The following is a 12275-nucleotide window of genomic DNA, read 5'->3' as shown; positions in this document are numbered from 1 at the left end:
CAAATGTTAGTACCTAAACGTGTGAAACACCGTCGCGAATTCCGTGGGAAAATGCGCGGTGAAGCTAAAGGCGGCAAAGAAGTTGCTTTTGGTGAATACGGTCTCCAAGCTACCACTAGTCACTGGATTACCAACCGCCAAATTGAGGCGGCTCGTATTGCCATGACCCGTTATATGAAACGTGGTGGTAAGGTTTGGATTAAAATCTTCCCTCACAAATCATACACCGCTAAAGCTATCGGTGTACGTATGGGATCTGGTAAAGGTGCTCCTGAAGGTTGGGTTGCTCCAGTAAAACGTGGCAAAGTCATGTTTGAAATTGCTGGAGTATCAGAAGAAGTTGCACGTGAAGCGCTTCGCCTTGCAAGTCACAAACTGCCGGTTAAAACTAAGTTCGTGAAACGTGAAGCAGAATAAGGAGAGAACATGAAACTTCAAGAAATTAAAGATTTTGTTAAAGAGCTTCGTGGATTATCTCAAGAAGAACTTGCTAAAAAGGAAAGCGAATTGAAGAAAGAACTCTTTGATCTTCGCTTTCAAGCTGCAGCAGGGCAACTTGATCAAACTGCTCGTTTGAACGAAGTGAAAAAACAAATTGCACGTATCAAGACAGTGCAAACTGAAACGAAATAATAGATTGGGAAAGGAGAAATCTAAATGGAACGTAATCAACGTAGAACCCTTGTTGGACGTGTTGTTTCTGACAAAATGGATAAAACAATCACTGTTGTAGTTGAAACGAAACGTAACCACCCAGTCTATGGTAAACGTATTAACTACTCTAAAAAATACAAAGCACATGATGAAAATAATATCGCTAAAGAAGGCGATAAAGTTCGTATCATGGAAACACGTCCGCTATCTGCTACAAAACATTTCCGTCTTGTAGAAGTTGTGGAAAAAGCTGTTATTATTTAATAAACCTGAAAGGAGAAAACTGATATGATTCAAACAGAAACACGTTTGAAAGTTGCTGACAACAGTGGCGCTCGTGAAATCTTGACCATTAAAGTTCTTGGTGGTTCAGGACGCAAATTCGCTAACATCGGCGATATTATTGTTGCATCAGTAAAACAAGCTACTCCTGGTGGTGCGGTTAAAAAAGGTGACGTTGTTAAAGCGGTTATCGTTCGTACTAAATCAGGTGCTCGTCGTCCAGATGGTTCATACATCAAATTTGACGAGAATGCAGCTGTTATTATCCGTGATGATAAAACACCACGCGGAACTCGTATTTTTGGCCCTGTTGCACGGGAATTGCGTGAAGGCAACTTCATGAAGATTGTGTCACTGGCACCAGAAGTACTCTAAAACAAACTCAGTCCCCTGAATTCATCAGGGTGCCCTTGTGGGCGTAAGAAATATATAGGAGAAAATCTTAATGTTTGTAAAAAAAGGCGATAAAGTTCGCGTTATTACCGGCAAAGATAAAGGCGTTGAAGCTACTGTCCTTGCTGCACTTCCAAAAGTTAACAAGGTTGTTGTTGAAGGTGTTAACATCATCAAAAAACATCAAAAACCAAATAACGAAAACCCTCAAGGTGCTATCGTGGAAAAAGAAGCGCCAATCCACGCATCGAATGTTCAAGTTTTGGACAAAAACGGTGTTGCTGGACGTGTTGGTTACAAAGTTGTAGACGGCAAAAAAGTTCGTTACAGCAAAAAATCAGGCGAAGTGCTTGATTAATCACGAAGGAAAGGAGAAGTAACATGGCAAATCGCTTAAAAGAAAAATACCTTAAAGAAGTAGTTCCTGCATTGACAGAAAAATTTAATTACCCATCCGTTATGGCTGTGCCAAAAGTTGAGAAAATTGTTCTTAACATGGGTGTTGGTGATGCTGTGTCAAATGCAAAAAACCTTGAAAAAGCTGCTGCTGAGTTGGCACTTATTTCAGGACAAAAACCACTTATTACAAAAGCTAAGAAATCAATCGCCGGCTTCCGTCTTCGTGAAGGGGTAGCCATCGGTGCGAAAGTAACTCTTCGCGGTGAGCGTATGTATGAGTTCTTAGACAAATTGGTTTCAGTTTCACTTCCTCGTGTCCGTGACTTCCACGGTGTTCCAACACGTTCATTTGATGGACGCGGAAACTATACACTTGGTGTGAAAGAGCAGTTGATTTTCCCTGAAATCAGCTTTGATGATGTTGATAAGGTTCGCGGTCTTGATATCGTTATCGTTACAACAGCTAACACTGATGAAGAATCACGTGAATTGCTTGCAGGCCTTGGAATGCCTTTTGCAAAATAATCTAGGAGGTAAATATATTGGCTAAAAAATCTATGATTGCTAAGAACAAACGCCCAGCGAAGTTCTCTACGCAAGCTTACACTCGTTGCGAAAAATGTGGCCGTCCACATTCTGTCTACCGCAAATTTAAACTTTGCCGTGTTTGCTTCCGTGAATTGGCTTACAAAGGTCAAATTCCTGGCGTAACAAAAGCATCTTGGTAAGAAAGATGTGAGAGTGTGAACCAATCAATGTAAAGATAGGAGATTTAACGATGAAGTGTACTTCTGGGGAAATCTGCTTTCTTTTCCAAGGTTGTAGCTCGAACTCAAATGTTATAAAACATACCCGATACAAGGTTTGCTTGCTGATTTGAATACGGTGAAAGTCTGTGTAAAAAGAGACGCAGTTGTTTCAGCTTTAGCACCCTTTGTATCATGAATTAACTAGCAAGTGAATCATTCAAACTGCTAGTAAGAGGAGAAAAAAACAGATGGTTATGACTGACCCAATCGCAGACTTCTTAACCCGCATTCGTAATGCAAATCTTGCAAACCATGAAGTGCTTGAAGTTCCTGCATCAAACATTAAAAAAGGAATTGCTGAAATCCTTAAGCGTGAAGGTTTCGTAAAAAATGTTGAAGTGATTGAAGATGACAAACAAGGCATTATTCGTGTCTTCCTTAAATACGGACAAAATGGTGAAAAAGTTATCACTGGCTTAAAACGTATTTCGAAACCAGGTCTTCGTGTTTATTCAAAACGTGAAGACATTCCAAAAGTCCTCAATGGACTTGGAATTGCAATCATTTCTACTTCTGAGGGTCTTTTGACTGACAAAGAAGCGCGCCAAAAGAATGTTGGCGGAGAAGTGCTTGCCTACGTTTGGTAATCTTTTAGCTTCCAATTTCGTTATGGGCCTGTGTTAGAGCATCTTGGTATACTTGAGTATAGCCCGCGTCGCTCTGCCTTGACCCGTTTAGAAATTGAAACCTAAAAGGATGATGCTGCCAGATTAGCTGGTTGTATTATGGAACCTACTCATTTGAACACGGGCTAAAGTCTGTGTAAAAAAGACAATCCTTCCTTGAAGCGTTGGCTTCTTCGTCAGGATTCCTATTTTTACTTTGACTTCTTAACGCCCTTTGTATCATGAGTGCCCCCGTGAAAACTAGTCGTAGATGCGGCTTGATAATCTAACAGGAGAAAACTAACTATGTCACGTATTGGTAATAAAGTGATTACATTGCCTGCTGGTGTTGAAGTCAACAACAAAGACAATGTGGTTACTGTAAAAGGACCTAAAGGCGAACTCACTCGCGAGTTCAACAAAAACATTGAAATCAAAATTGAAGGCAACGAAGTATCGCTTCACCGCCCTAATGATTCTAAAGAAATGAAAACCATCCACGGTACAAGCCGTGCCAACCTCAACAACATGGTTGTAGGGGTTTCGGAAGGTTTCAAAAAAGAACTTGAAATGCGCGGGGTTGGTTACCGTGCTCAGCTGCAAGGCAAAAAATTAGTCCTTTCAGTTGGTAAGTCTCACCAAGATGAAGTAGATGCTCCAGAAGGAATCACTTTTGAAGTTCCTTCTGCAACAACGATCAATGTCTTGGGGATTAACAAAGAAGTTGTTGGTCAAACAGCTGCTTACATCCGCAGCCTTCGTTCGCCTGAACCATATAAAGGTAAAGGGATCCGTTATGTCGGTGAATTCGTTCGCCGTAAAGAAGGTAAAACAGGTAAGTAATAGTTACCGGTTTAAGGCCGTGTTTTCTATTCTCTGTTTAAAACCAAATCTAACTTTGTCAGTTTGATAAAGCATAAAATTATAAGAGGTGAAAATTGTGATTTCGAAACCAGATAAAAATAAAATCCGTCAAAAACGCCATCGTCGCGTTCGCGGTAAACTCTCTGGAACTGCTGATCGCCCACGTTTGAACATTTTCCGTTCTAATACAGGCATCTACGCTCAAGTGATTGATGACGTAGCGGGTGTAACGCTCGCAAGTGCTTCAACTCTTGACAAAGACGTTCCAAAAGGAACAAAAACAGAACAAGCCGAGGTTGTCGGCAAACTCGTTGCAGAACGCGCAGTAGCTAAAGGTATTTCTGAAGTGGTGTTTGACCGCGGTGGATATCTCTATCACGGACGTGTTAAGGCTTTGGCTGATGCAGCTCGTGAAAATGGATTGAAATTCTAAAAGGGAGGACACTAAAGAATGGCATTTAAAGATAATGCAGTTGAACTTGAAGAACGCGTTGTTGCGATTAACCGTGTTACAAAAGTTGTAAAAGGTGGACGTCGTCTTCGCTTTGCTGCTCTCGTAGTTGTTGGTGACCGTAATGGTCGCGTTGGTTTTGGTACAGGTAAGGCTCAAGAAGTACCAGAAGCTATCCGTAAGGCAGTAGAAGCCGCTAAGAAGAATCTGATTGAAGTTCCAATGGTTGGTACAACTATTCCACATGAAGTTCGTTCAGAATTTGGTGGTGCGCGTGTCTTGCTGAAACCAGCTGTAGAAGGTTCAGGAGTCGCTGCTGGTGGTTCTGTTCGTGCCGTCATTGAATTGGCTGGTATTGCGGATATTACTTCAAAATCACTTGGATCAAACACACCGATCAATATTGTTCGTGCAACAGTTGAAGGTTTGAAACAACTGAAACGTGCTGAAGAAGTTGCTGCGCTTCGCGGTGTTTCAGTATCTGATTTAGCATAAGAAAGGAGAAGTCATGGCACAAATTAAAATTACTTTGACTAAGTCTCCAATCGGTCGTAAGCCAGAACAACGTAAAACAGTTGTTGCTCTTGGACTTGGTAAATTAAACAGTTCAGTTGTCAAAGAAGATACACCAGCTATCCGCGGTATGGTTACTGCTGTATCTCATTTGGTAACTGTTGAAGATGTTAAATAAGCGTTAAGGTAAAAACTATTTTAACGAAGACCTAGTTGGTTTGGCATTAGGAATAGCATATTTCTAAGTTAAACTGGCTTGTCATAACGATGTTAAGTCGCTTGGTGTTTGACACTTGGCGACTTAAGCGCCATAATAAGGTATAGGCGAGTTTTTACAGGGAGCACCTTTTCCCTGTAAAGGCGCTAGCATTTTACACATAAGGAGAAACTAAAATGAAACTTCATGAACTTAAACCTGCAGAAGGTTCTCGTAAAGTCCGTAACCGTGTAGGTCGAGGCTCATCATCTGGTAATGGTAAAACAGCCGGACGTGGTCAAAAGGGTCAAAAGGCTCGTAGCGGCGGGGGCGTCCGTCCAGGTTTTGAAGGTGGACAAACACCATTGTTCCGTCGTCTTCCAAAACGCGGTTTTACGAATATCAATGCTAAAGAGTATGCGCTTGTCAATCTTGACAAGTTAAATGTCTTTGAAGATGGTACTGAAGTAACACCTGCTCTTTTGAAAGAGGCAGGCATCGTTAAAGCTGAAAAATCAGGAATTAAAATTCTTGGCAACGGCGAATTGACAAAGAAATTAACAGTGAAAGCTGCTAAATTCTCAAAATCTGCCCAAGAGGCAATCACTGCTAAAGGTGGTTCAATCGAGGTGATCTAATGTTCTTTAGACTTCTAAAAGACGCCTTTAAGGTGAAAAATGTCCGCAACAAGATTCTTTTCACCATTTTCATCATTTTTGTTTTCCGTATTGGTACAATCATTACGGTACCGGGTATCAATGCCAAAAGTTTGGAACAGTTAAGCGATTTGCCTTTCTTAAATATGCTTAACCTTGTCAGTGGTAATGCGATGAGTAACTTCTCTGTTTTCTCAATGGGGGTCAGTCCTTACATCACAGCCTCCATCGTTGTTCAGCTTTTGCAGATGGATATCCTGCCTAAGTTTGTCGAATGGGGAAAGCAAGGTGAAGTTGGTCGGCGTAAACTGAATCAAGCAACGCGCTATATCTCGCTGGTTCTTGCTTTTTTCCAATCAATCGGTATCACAGCAGGCTTCAGTGCCCTATCCAGTGTGTCCTTGGTTCAAACCCCCAATGTCCAAACCTACGTCCTTATTGGAGTCATTCTGACTGCCGGCAGTGTCATTGTGACTTGGCTGGGAGATCAGATTTCTGATAAAGGTTTCGGAAATGGGGTCTCTATGATTATCTTTGCTGGGATTATTTCATCAATTCCAAGCACATTTAAATCCATTTATGAAGACTATTTTGTCAATATCCGTTCAAGTGAGTTAACTAGCTCTTTCATTTTCGTAGGATTGTTGGTTCTTGCAAGTCTGATTATTATTTTCTTTACCACTTTTGTACAGCAGGCGGAGTATAAAATTCCAATCCAGTATACGAAGTTAGAGAAAGGGGCAGCAACTAGTTCTTACCTACCATTAAAGGTAAATCCAGCGGGTGTTATCCCTGTTATCTTTGCAAGCTCTATTACAACCATTCCAAGCACGATTCTTCCGTTCTTCCAAAATGGTCGAGATATTCCTTGGATGACCACTCTTCAAGAGTGGCTGACCTACACGAACCCTACCGGGATGGCAGTTTATGCGATTTTGATTGTTCTCTTCTCTTTCTTCTATACTTTTGTACAGGTCAACCCTGAGAAGACTGCTGAGAACTTGCAAAAGAACGCTTCTTATATCCCGAGTGTGAGACCTGGGCGCGAAACAGAACAATATTTGTCTTCATTGCTCAAAAAACTGGCGACAATTGGTTCGGTTTTCTTAGCCTTTGTCGCGCTGAGTCCTATTATTGCTCAGCAGTCATTTGGTCTTTCATCAAGTGTCGCTCTAGGTGGTACCAGTCTCTTGATTGTTATTTCAACTGGGATTGAAGGTATCAAACAGCTTGAAGGTTATCTCTTAAAGAGAAAATATGTTGGTTTTATGAATGTAACAGAATAGATACAGGTTGACGAAGTCAACCTTCTATTTTGTTTTTTAATAAGTTTGTCAGCGGTTGATGAATTTATTTGAAGATAAAATAAGGAGAGAACAATGAATCTTTTAATTATGGGCTTACCAGGTGCAGGTAAGGGAACACAGGGGGCAAAAATCGTTGAAAAGTTTGGACTCATTCATATTTCGACAGGAGATATGTTTAGGGCGGCAATAGCCAATCAAACTGAAATGGGGCTCCTGGCTAAATCCTACATTGACAAGGGAGAACTCGTGCCAGATGAAGTCACCAATGGGATTGTAAAAGAACGTCTCTCTCAAAAGGATATCGCAGAAAGAGGCTTCTTGCTCGACGGTTATCCAAGAACGATTGAACAGGCCCAGGCTCTGGACGCAGCTTTGTCCGCTCTAGAGATTCAGCTGGATGGAGTCATCAATATCGATGTTAATCCGGAAAGTCTTGTGGAGCGTCTGAGTGGCCGCATTATCCATAAAGAAACTGGCGAAACCTTCCATAAGATTTTCAATCCGCCGGCAGCTGGCTATGATGAAAATGATTATTACCAACGCGAAGATGATAAGCCAGAAACCGTTAAACGTCGGCTGGATGTCAATATTTCGCAGGGAGCACCTATTCTTGAGCATTATCGCAAAGAAAATTTGGTGACAGATATTGAAGGCAACCAAGACATTCAGGATGTTTTTGCTGACATTGAAAAAGCCTTGTCAAACTTAAAATAATTTGAATTAGCCTACTTGCACAAGACCTTAAGACGTGATATAATAGGCTAGTCTGACTTATAATTGTTACCTCTGTGCTCAGAGGACATCAAATCGAAATTTAGGGGGTACTTTTGCGTGGCAAAAGAAGATGTGATTGAAATTGAGGGTAAGGTCGTTGAGACGATGCCTAATGCGATGTTTACAGTTGAATTAGAAAATGGACACCAAATTCTAGCAACCGTATCTGGGAAAATTCGGAAGAACTATATCCGAATTTTAGTAGGAGATCGGGTTACTGTTGAGATGAGTCCTTACGATTTAACACGTGGACGGATCACATACCGCTTTAAATAATCGAAATACTTGGAGGGATTAGAACATGAAGGTAAGACCATCGGTTAAACCAATCTGCGAATACTGTAAGGTGATTCGCCGTAACGGCCGTGTTATGGTAATTTGTCCAACAAATCCAAAACACAAACAACGTCAAGGATAAAATAGAAAGGAGAAAAAATGGCTCGTATTGCTGGTGTTGATATTCCAAATGACAAGCGTGTAGTAGTATCACTAACTTATGTATATGGTATCGGTCTTCCAACTTCTAAGAAAATTCTTGCTGCAGCAGGCGTTTCAGAAGATATTCGTGTGAAAGACTTAACAACTGACCAAGAAGATGCCATCCGCCGTGAAGTGGATGCTATCAAGGTTGAAGGTGATCTTCGTCGCGAAGTCAATCTGAACATTAAGCGTTTGATGGAAATCGGTTCATACCGCGGAATCCGTCATCGTCGTGGACTTCCTGTCCGTGGACAAAACACAAAAAACAACGCTCGTACTCGTAAAGGCAAAGCTGTTGCGATTGCTGGTAAGAAAAAATAAAATAGGAGGTAAAAAAATTGGCTAAACCAACACGTAAACGTCGTGTGAAGAAAAATATCGAATCTGGTATTGCTCACATTCACGCTACTTTTAATAACACAATTGTTATGATTACAGATGTGCATGGTAACGCTCTGGCATGGTCATCCGCTGGTGCTCTTGGGTTTAAAGGTTCTCGTAAATCTACTCCATTTGCTGCTCAAATGGCTGCTGAAGCTGCTGCGAAGGCCGGACAAGAACATGGTCTCAAAACAGTTGAAGTTACCGTAAAAGGCCCTGGTTCAGGTCGTGAGTCTGCTATTCGTGCGCTTGCTGCTGCCGGTCTTGAAGTTACTGCAATTCGTGATGTGACTCCTGTACCGCATAATGGTGCTCGTCCTCCAAAACGTCGTCGTGTATAATCATAATTGTTACTAGTACACAAGATTCGTTTCAGAGGAGTAAAAATAGATGATTGAGTTTGAAAAACCAATAATAACAAAAATTGATGAAAATAAAGATTACGGCAGATTTGTCATCGAACCTTTAGAACGTGGTTACGGTACAACTCTTGGTAACTCTCTTCGTCGTGTACTCTTGTCCTCACTTCCGGGTGCAGCGGTAACATCAATCAAGATTGATGGTGTACTACACGAATTCGATACAATCCCAGGTGTACGTGAAGATGTGATGCAAATCATCCTTAACCTTAAAGGACTTGCTGTAAAGTCTTATGTAGAAGACGAAAAAACAATGGAACTTGATGTTGAAGGTCCAGCAGAAGTAACTGCCGGAGATATCTTGACGGATAGCGACATTGAAATTGTGAACCCTGATCATTATCTTTTTACGATTGCTGATGGTGCAAGCATGAAAGCGACGCTCACAGTTGCTACTAATCGTGGTTATGTTCCAGCAGAAGAAAATAAAAATGATAGTGCGCCAGTTGGAACACTTGCTATAGATTCAATCTATACCCCTGTCAAAAAAGTTAATTATCAAGTAGAGCCTGCTCGCGTAGGTAGTAAAGATAACTATGATAAATTAACCATTGAAATTATGACAAATGGTACGATTATTCCTGAAGATGCCCTTGGTTTATCGGCTCGTGTGCTGATGGAACACTTGAACCTGTTTACTGACTTAACAGAAGTTGCTAAGACAACAGAAGTGATGAAGGAAACGGAAAAAGCGTCCGATGAGAAAATCCTTGATCGTACAATTGAAGAACTTGATTTATCAGTTCGCTCGTATAACTGTCTGAAACGTGCAGGTATCAACACCGTGTTCGATCTGACAGAAAAAACTGAGCCTGAAATGATGAAAGTCAGAAATCTTGGCCGCAAGAGTCTTGAAGAAGTTAAAGTAAAACTAGCAGACCTTGGTTTAGGCTTAAAAAACGATAAATAAATAACACAGGAGGATAAAATGGCTTACCGTAAACTTGGACGTACTAGCTCCCAGCGTAAAGCAATGCTTCGTGATTTGACAACAGACCTTCTTATCAATGAATCAATTGTGACAACTGAAGCTCGTGCAAAAGAAATCCGTAAAACAGTTGAAAAAATGATTACTCTTGGTAAACGTGGTGACCTTCATGCACGTCGTCAAGCAGCTGCTTTTGTTCGTAACGAAATTGCATCAGAAAATTATGATGAAGCTACTGATGAGTACACATCAACAACAGCTCTTCAAAAACTGTTCTCTGAAATTGCACCTCGTTATGCCGAACGTAATGGTGGATATACACGTATCCTTAAGACAGAACCACGCCGTGGTGATGCAGCTCCAATGGCAATCATTGAATTAGTATAAAATCATCAATTTTGTTGAGTGTTACGATGATGGGACTATTAAAGATAGTTCTTAGTCTAGCTCTGGTCTACCGCTAGTTAAACTAGCGGTAACACTCATCATATTGTCGTAGAACGCTTATTTACGAAATGTCTCTAAATTTAGAAATATATCGTAAGTAGGCGTTTTTGATTTCCTTCCGATTTTTGTTATAATGTTAGGAAACACTTAGGAGAGAAAAGATGACCAAGGCTACCGAAATCCTAAAAAAGTTATATTTGAGCAATATCAAAGAGAATCCAGAACTATTTATTGGGGCAGAGCTGGAATTTCCAATTGTCAACCTGACGGGTAGGGCAACAGATTTATCTGTTACCAAGGCCTTGCTGCCCCATTTAGTGGAAGTTTTAGACTTTCAAGTTGAGAAAAGCGATCTAGATGGTTACCCTGTTCAGATTTTTAATCCGAGGAATGACGATCGCATTCTCTTTGAGGTCTCTTATAATATTCTGGAGATGGCTTTCGGTAAAGCGTGTCAAATACAAGAAATCGAAACTCGCTTTAAGCACTATCTAGAAGTGATTCAGTTGTTTTTGAGGCCATATGACCATGAAATTCAAGGGAAAGGTATTCACCCATACTGGGACATAAACGACAATCGGGCCGTAAAACTTCCTCGTTATCAAATGCTTTTGGATTTCTTAGCTCTATCAGAGCATAAAGAGAATACTGGCTTCTATCATCAGTTTCCACAATACGGTTCCTTTATTTGCGGAAATCAGGTGCAGCTTGATATTAGCCAGCAAAATTATTTACGTGTGATTAATGCCTTCAATAAGATTGAAGCAGCCAAAGCCTATCTTTTTGCTAATTCAACCTTCTCAGGAGCTGATTGGAATACTCGTCTTTCAAGAGATCTCTTTTGGGAGCGCTCTATGCATGGTGTTTATGAAGAAAATGTAGGTATTAGCCCAACTCCCTTTCTGTCCGAAGAAGCTTATTTTACCTATCTATCTAAGTCAGCCATCTTTACAGCTGAGCGAGATGGAAAAGTGTTATATTTTGAACCGATTCAAGCGTGTGACTATTTGACACAAGGCTCTATTAAGGCCTGGGATTTAAATGGGCGCAGTTATCAAATAGCTCCTGAAGAGGCAGATTTTAACACGCATAGAAGCTATCACTATCAGGATCTCACTCGCAGGGGAACCATTGAATTTAGGAGTGTCTGTACGCAGCCTCTCAATCAAACCTTCGCCCCAACAGCTTTTCATTTGGGTCTGTTCGCTAATTTTGAAGTCATGGAAGACCTTCTGGCTACAAGTCCCTTCTTTGAAGAAGTTCATATGAATCAACGAGAATTGCGACACTATTTTTCTCAAAAGCATCTTTCTAAAGCGTCTGAGTCCGCTGTTGCGGCTTTTAGTAGAGGCTTGCTGGAGTGTGCCATAGAGGGTTTAAAAGATAGGGGCTATCAGGAAGAAAAATATTTGGACATAATTCTTCAAAAACGCAAAAAAGTAGTTGACAAAGGTAAGAGTAGGTGCTAGAATATAATAGTTGTCTCCGTAAGGAGAAAGCCCTTTGACAACTGAACAAGACGTTAAGTGCGGGTTACGGAAGTAACCTGTCAATGAAGAAACAATAAAACGGAAGAGCTAGTGATAGCTTGAGTTTGATCAACTTTTATCAGAGAGTTTGATCCTGGCTCAGGACGAACGCTGGCGGCGTGCCTAATACATGCAAGTGGAACGCATGATGGATACCGGAGCTTGCTCCACCATTCATCATGAGTCGC

22 protein-coding genes and 1 rRNA gene are annotated in these 12275 nt (G+C 41.0%); all 23 read left to right on the top strand.

The window, feature by feature from the left end; genetic code table 11:
* The first annotated feature begins 3 nt into the window (after positions 1-3).
* Positions 4-417 (top strand): 50S ribosomal protein L16, encoded by a 414-nt coding sequence (gene rplP / locus A3GY_RS0108775; RefSeq protein ID WP_003062852.1) that lies wholly within the window; start codon positions 4-6, stop codon positions 415-417.
* A 9-nt stretch (positions 418-426) separates the two neighbouring features.
* The gene (gene rpmC / locus A3GY_RS0108770; RefSeq protein WP_018031030.1) at positions 427-633 is read left to right on the top strand and encodes a 50S ribosomal protein L29; all 207 of its coding nucleotides are present in this window, start codon (positions 427-429) and stop codon (positions 631-633) included.
* 24 nt (positions 634-657) lie between these two features.
* A complete protein-coding gene (gene rpsQ / locus A3GY_RS0108765; protein ID WP_018031029.1) occupies positions 658-918 on the top strand; it encodes a 30S ribosomal protein S17 in 261 nt (86 codons plus the stop codon).
* Positions 919-942: 24 nt separating this feature from the next.
* Positions 943-1311 carry a 50S ribosomal protein L14 gene (gene rplN / locus A3GY_RS0108760; RefSeq protein WP_018031028.1) on the top strand — a complete coding sequence of 123 codons (369 nt, stop codon included), beginning with the start codon at positions 943-945 and terminating at the stop codon, positions 1309-1311.
* 70 nt (positions 1312-1381) lie between these two features.
* A complete protein-coding gene (rplX, locus tag A3GY_RS0108755) occupies positions 1382-1687 on the top strand; it encodes a 50S ribosomal protein L24 (protein ID WP_018031027.1) in 306 nt (101 codons plus the stop codon).
* Between the two features lie 23 nt (positions 1688-1710).
* Positions 1711-2253, top strand: a complete 543-nt coding sequence (rplE, locus tag A3GY_RS0108750; RefSeq protein ID WP_018031026.1) for a 50S ribosomal protein L5 — start codon at positions 1711-1713, stop codon at positions 2251-2253.
* Between the two features lie 17 nt (positions 2254-2270).
* Positions 2271-2456: a type Z 30S ribosomal protein S14 gene (locus tag A3GY_RS10175; protein ID WP_001085697.1), complete on the top strand. Its 186-nt coding sequence runs from the start codon at positions 2271-2273 to the stop codon at positions 2454-2456.
* A 269-nt stretch (positions 2457-2725) separates the two neighbouring features.
* Positions 2726-3124, top strand: coding sequence for a 30S ribosomal protein S8 (gene rpsH / locus A3GY_RS0108745; RefSeq protein WP_018031025.1), 399 nt, complete (start codon positions 2726-2728; stop codon positions 3122-3124).
* Between the two features lie 324 nt (positions 3125-3448).
* The gene (gene rplF, locus A3GY_RS0108740; RefSeq protein WP_018031024.1) at positions 3449-3985 is read left to right on the top strand and encodes a 50S ribosomal protein L6; all 537 of its coding nucleotides are present in this window, start codon (positions 3449-3451) and stop codon (positions 3983-3985) included.
* 97 nt (positions 3986-4082) lie between these two features.
* Positions 4083-4439 carry a 50S ribosomal protein L18 gene (gene rplR / locus A3GY_RS0108735; RefSeq protein ID WP_026161999.1) on the top strand — a complete coding sequence of 119 codons (357 nt, stop codon included), beginning with the start codon at positions 4083-4085 and terminating at the stop codon, positions 4437-4439.
* Positions 4440-4457: 18 nt separating this feature from the next.
* Positions 4458-4952 (top strand): 30S ribosomal protein S5, encoded by a 495-nt coding sequence (gene rpsE / locus A3GY_RS0108730; protein ID WP_018031022.1) that lies wholly within the window; start codon positions 4458-4460, stop codon positions 4950-4952.
* 13 nt (positions 4953-4965) lie between these two features.
* Entirely contained in the window at positions 4966-5148 is a 183-nt protein-coding gene (gene rpmD / locus A3GY_RS0108725; RefSeq protein WP_018031021.1) for a 50S ribosomal protein L30, read from the top strand.
* A gap of 215 nt (positions 5149-5363) precedes the next feature.
* Positions 5364-5804, top strand: a complete 441-nt coding sequence (gene rplO / locus A3GY_RS0108720; RefSeq protein WP_018031020.1) for a 50S ribosomal protein L15 — start codon at positions 5364-5366, stop codon at positions 5802-5804.
* A complete protein-coding gene (secY, locus tag A3GY_RS0108715; RefSeq protein WP_018031019.1) occupies positions 5804-7108 on the top strand; it encodes a preprotein translocase subunit SecY in 1305 nt (434 codons plus the stop codon). Before rplO ends, secY begins: the two co-directional genes overlap by 1 nt.
* A gap of 93 nt (positions 7109-7201) precedes the next feature.
* Positions 7202-7843, top strand: a complete 642-nt coding sequence (locus tag A3GY_RS0108710; protein WP_018031018.1) for an adenylate kinase — start codon at positions 7202-7204, stop codon at positions 7841-7843.
* 117 nt (positions 7844-7960) lie between these two features.
* Positions 7961-8179 carry a translation initiation factor IF-1 gene (infA, locus tag A3GY_RS0108705; RefSeq protein ID WP_001040189.1) on the top strand — a complete coding sequence of 73 codons (219 nt, stop codon included), beginning with the start codon at positions 7961-7963 and terminating at the stop codon, positions 8177-8179.
* 25 nt (positions 8180-8204) lie between these two features.
* Positions 8205-8321: a 50S ribosomal protein L36 gene (gene rpmJ / locus A3GY_RS10170; RefSeq protein ID WP_000868345.1), complete on the top strand. Its 117-nt coding sequence runs from the start codon at positions 8205-8207 to the stop codon at positions 8319-8321.
* Between the two features lie 17 nt (positions 8322-8338).
* Positions 8339-8704 (top strand): 30S ribosomal protein S13, encoded by a 366-nt coding sequence (rpsM, locus tag A3GY_RS0108700; RefSeq protein WP_018031017.1) that lies wholly within the window; start codon positions 8339-8341, stop codon positions 8702-8704.
* Between the two features lie 17 nt (positions 8705-8721).
* A complete protein-coding gene (gene rpsK, locus A3GY_RS0108695; RefSeq protein ID WP_018031016.1) occupies positions 8722-9105 on the top strand; it encodes a 30S ribosomal protein S11 in 384 nt (127 codons plus the stop codon).
* Positions 9106-9154: 49 nt separating this feature from the next.
* Positions 9155-10093, top strand: coding sequence for a DNA-directed RNA polymerase subunit alpha (locus tag A3GY_RS0108690; RefSeq protein ID WP_018031015.1), 939 nt, complete (start codon positions 9155-9157; stop codon positions 10091-10093).
* An 18-nt stretch (positions 10094-10111) separates the two neighbouring features.
* The gene (gene rplQ, locus A3GY_RS0108685; protein WP_018031014.1) at positions 10112-10498 is read left to right on the top strand and encodes a 50S ribosomal protein L17; all 387 of its coding nucleotides are present in this window, start codon (positions 10112-10114) and stop codon (positions 10496-10498) included.
* Positions 10499-10719: 221 nt separating this feature from the next.
* Positions 10720-12027, top strand: coding sequence for a glutamate-cysteine ligase family protein (locus A3GY_RS0108680; protein WP_018031013.1), 1308 nt, complete (start codon positions 10720-10722; stop codon positions 12025-12027).
* 136 nt (positions 12028-12163) lie between these two features.
* A 16S ribosomal RNA gene (locus A3GY_RS0108675) occupies positions 12164-12275 on the top strand; the annotation flags it as partial.

It is taken from the genome of Streptococcus ferus DSM 20646 (assembly GCF_000372425.1).
Lineage (GTDB): Bacteria > Bacillota > Bacilli > Lactobacillales > Streptococcaceae > Streptococcus > Streptococcus ferus.
The sequence above is the reverse complement of the archived record's forward strand: the minus strand, read 5'-3'. Positions and strand labels throughout refer to the sequence as shown.

What these genes read in the sequence shown, in the direction of transcription:
- rpsE (WP_018031022.1), top strand. Translation starts at nt 4,458, where the DNA reads ATGGCATTTAAAGATAATGCAGTTGAACTTGAAGAACGCGTTGTTGCG.
- rplO (WP_018031020.1), top strand. Translation starts at nt 5,364, where the DNA reads ATGAAACTTCATGAACTTAAACCTGCAGAAGGTTCTCGTAAAGTCCGT.
- rplF (WP_018031024.1), top strand. Translation starts at nt 3,449, where the DNA reads ATGTCACGTATTGGTAATAAAGTGATTACATTGCCTGCTGGTGTTGAA.
- rpmC (WP_018031030.1), top strand. Translation starts at nt 427, where the DNA reads ATGAAACTTCAAGAAATTAAAGATTTTGTTAAAGAGCTTCGTGGATTA.
- secY (WP_018031019.1), top strand. Translation starts at nt 5,804, where the DNA reads ATGTTCTTTAGACTTCTAAAAGACGCCTTTAAGGTGAAAAATGTCCGC.
- A3GY_RS0108680 (WP_018031013.1), top strand. Translation starts at nt 10,720, where the DNA reads ATGACCAAGGCTACCGAAATCCTAAAAAAGTTATATTTGAGCAATATC.
- rpmJ (WP_000868345.1), top strand. Translation starts at nt 8,205, where the DNA reads ATGAAGGTAAGACCATCGGTTAAACCAATCTGCGAATACTGTAAGGTG.
- rpsH (WP_018031025.1), top strand. Translation starts at nt 2,726, where the DNA reads ATGGTTATGACTGACCCAATCGCAGACTTCTTAACCCGCATTCGTAAT.
- rpsQ (WP_018031029.1), top strand. Translation starts at nt 658, where the DNA reads ATGGAACGTAATCAACGTAGAACCCTTGTTGGACGTGTTGTTTCTGAC.
- rplX (WP_018031027.1), top strand. Translation starts at nt 1,382, where the DNA reads ATGTTTGTAAAAAAAGGCGATAAAGTTCGCGTTATTACCGGCAAAGAT.
- rplP (WP_003062852.1), top strand. Translation starts at nt 4, where the DNA reads ATGTTAGTACCTAAACGTGTGAAACACCGTCGCGAATTCCGTGGGAAA.
- rplE (WP_018031026.1), top strand. Translation starts at nt 1,711, where the DNA reads ATGGCAAATCGCTTAAAAGAAAAATACCTTAAAGAAGTAGTTCCTGCA.
- rplQ (WP_018031014.1), top strand. Translation starts at nt 10,112, where the DNA reads ATGGCTTACCGTAAACTTGGACGTACTAGCTCCCAGCGTAAAGCAATG.
- rpmD (WP_018031021.1), top strand. Translation starts at nt 4,966, where the DNA reads ATGGCACAAATTAAAATTACTTTGACTAAGTCTCCAATCGGTCGTAAG.
- rplN (WP_018031028.1), top strand. Translation starts at nt 943, where the DNA reads ATGATTCAAACAGAAACACGTTTGAAAGTTGCTGACAACAGTGGCGCT.
- rpsM (WP_018031017.1), top strand. Translation starts at nt 8,339, where the DNA reads ATGGCTCGTATTGCTGGTGTTGATATTCCAAATGACAAGCGTGTAGTA.
- A3GY_RS0108710 (WP_018031018.1), top strand. Translation starts at nt 7,202, where the DNA reads ATGAATCTTTTAATTATGGGCTTACCAGGTGCAGGTAAGGGAACACAG.
- A3GY_RS0108690 (WP_018031015.1), top strand. Translation starts at nt 9,155, where the DNA reads ATGATTGAGTTTGAAAAACCAATAATAACAAAAATTGATGAAAATAAA.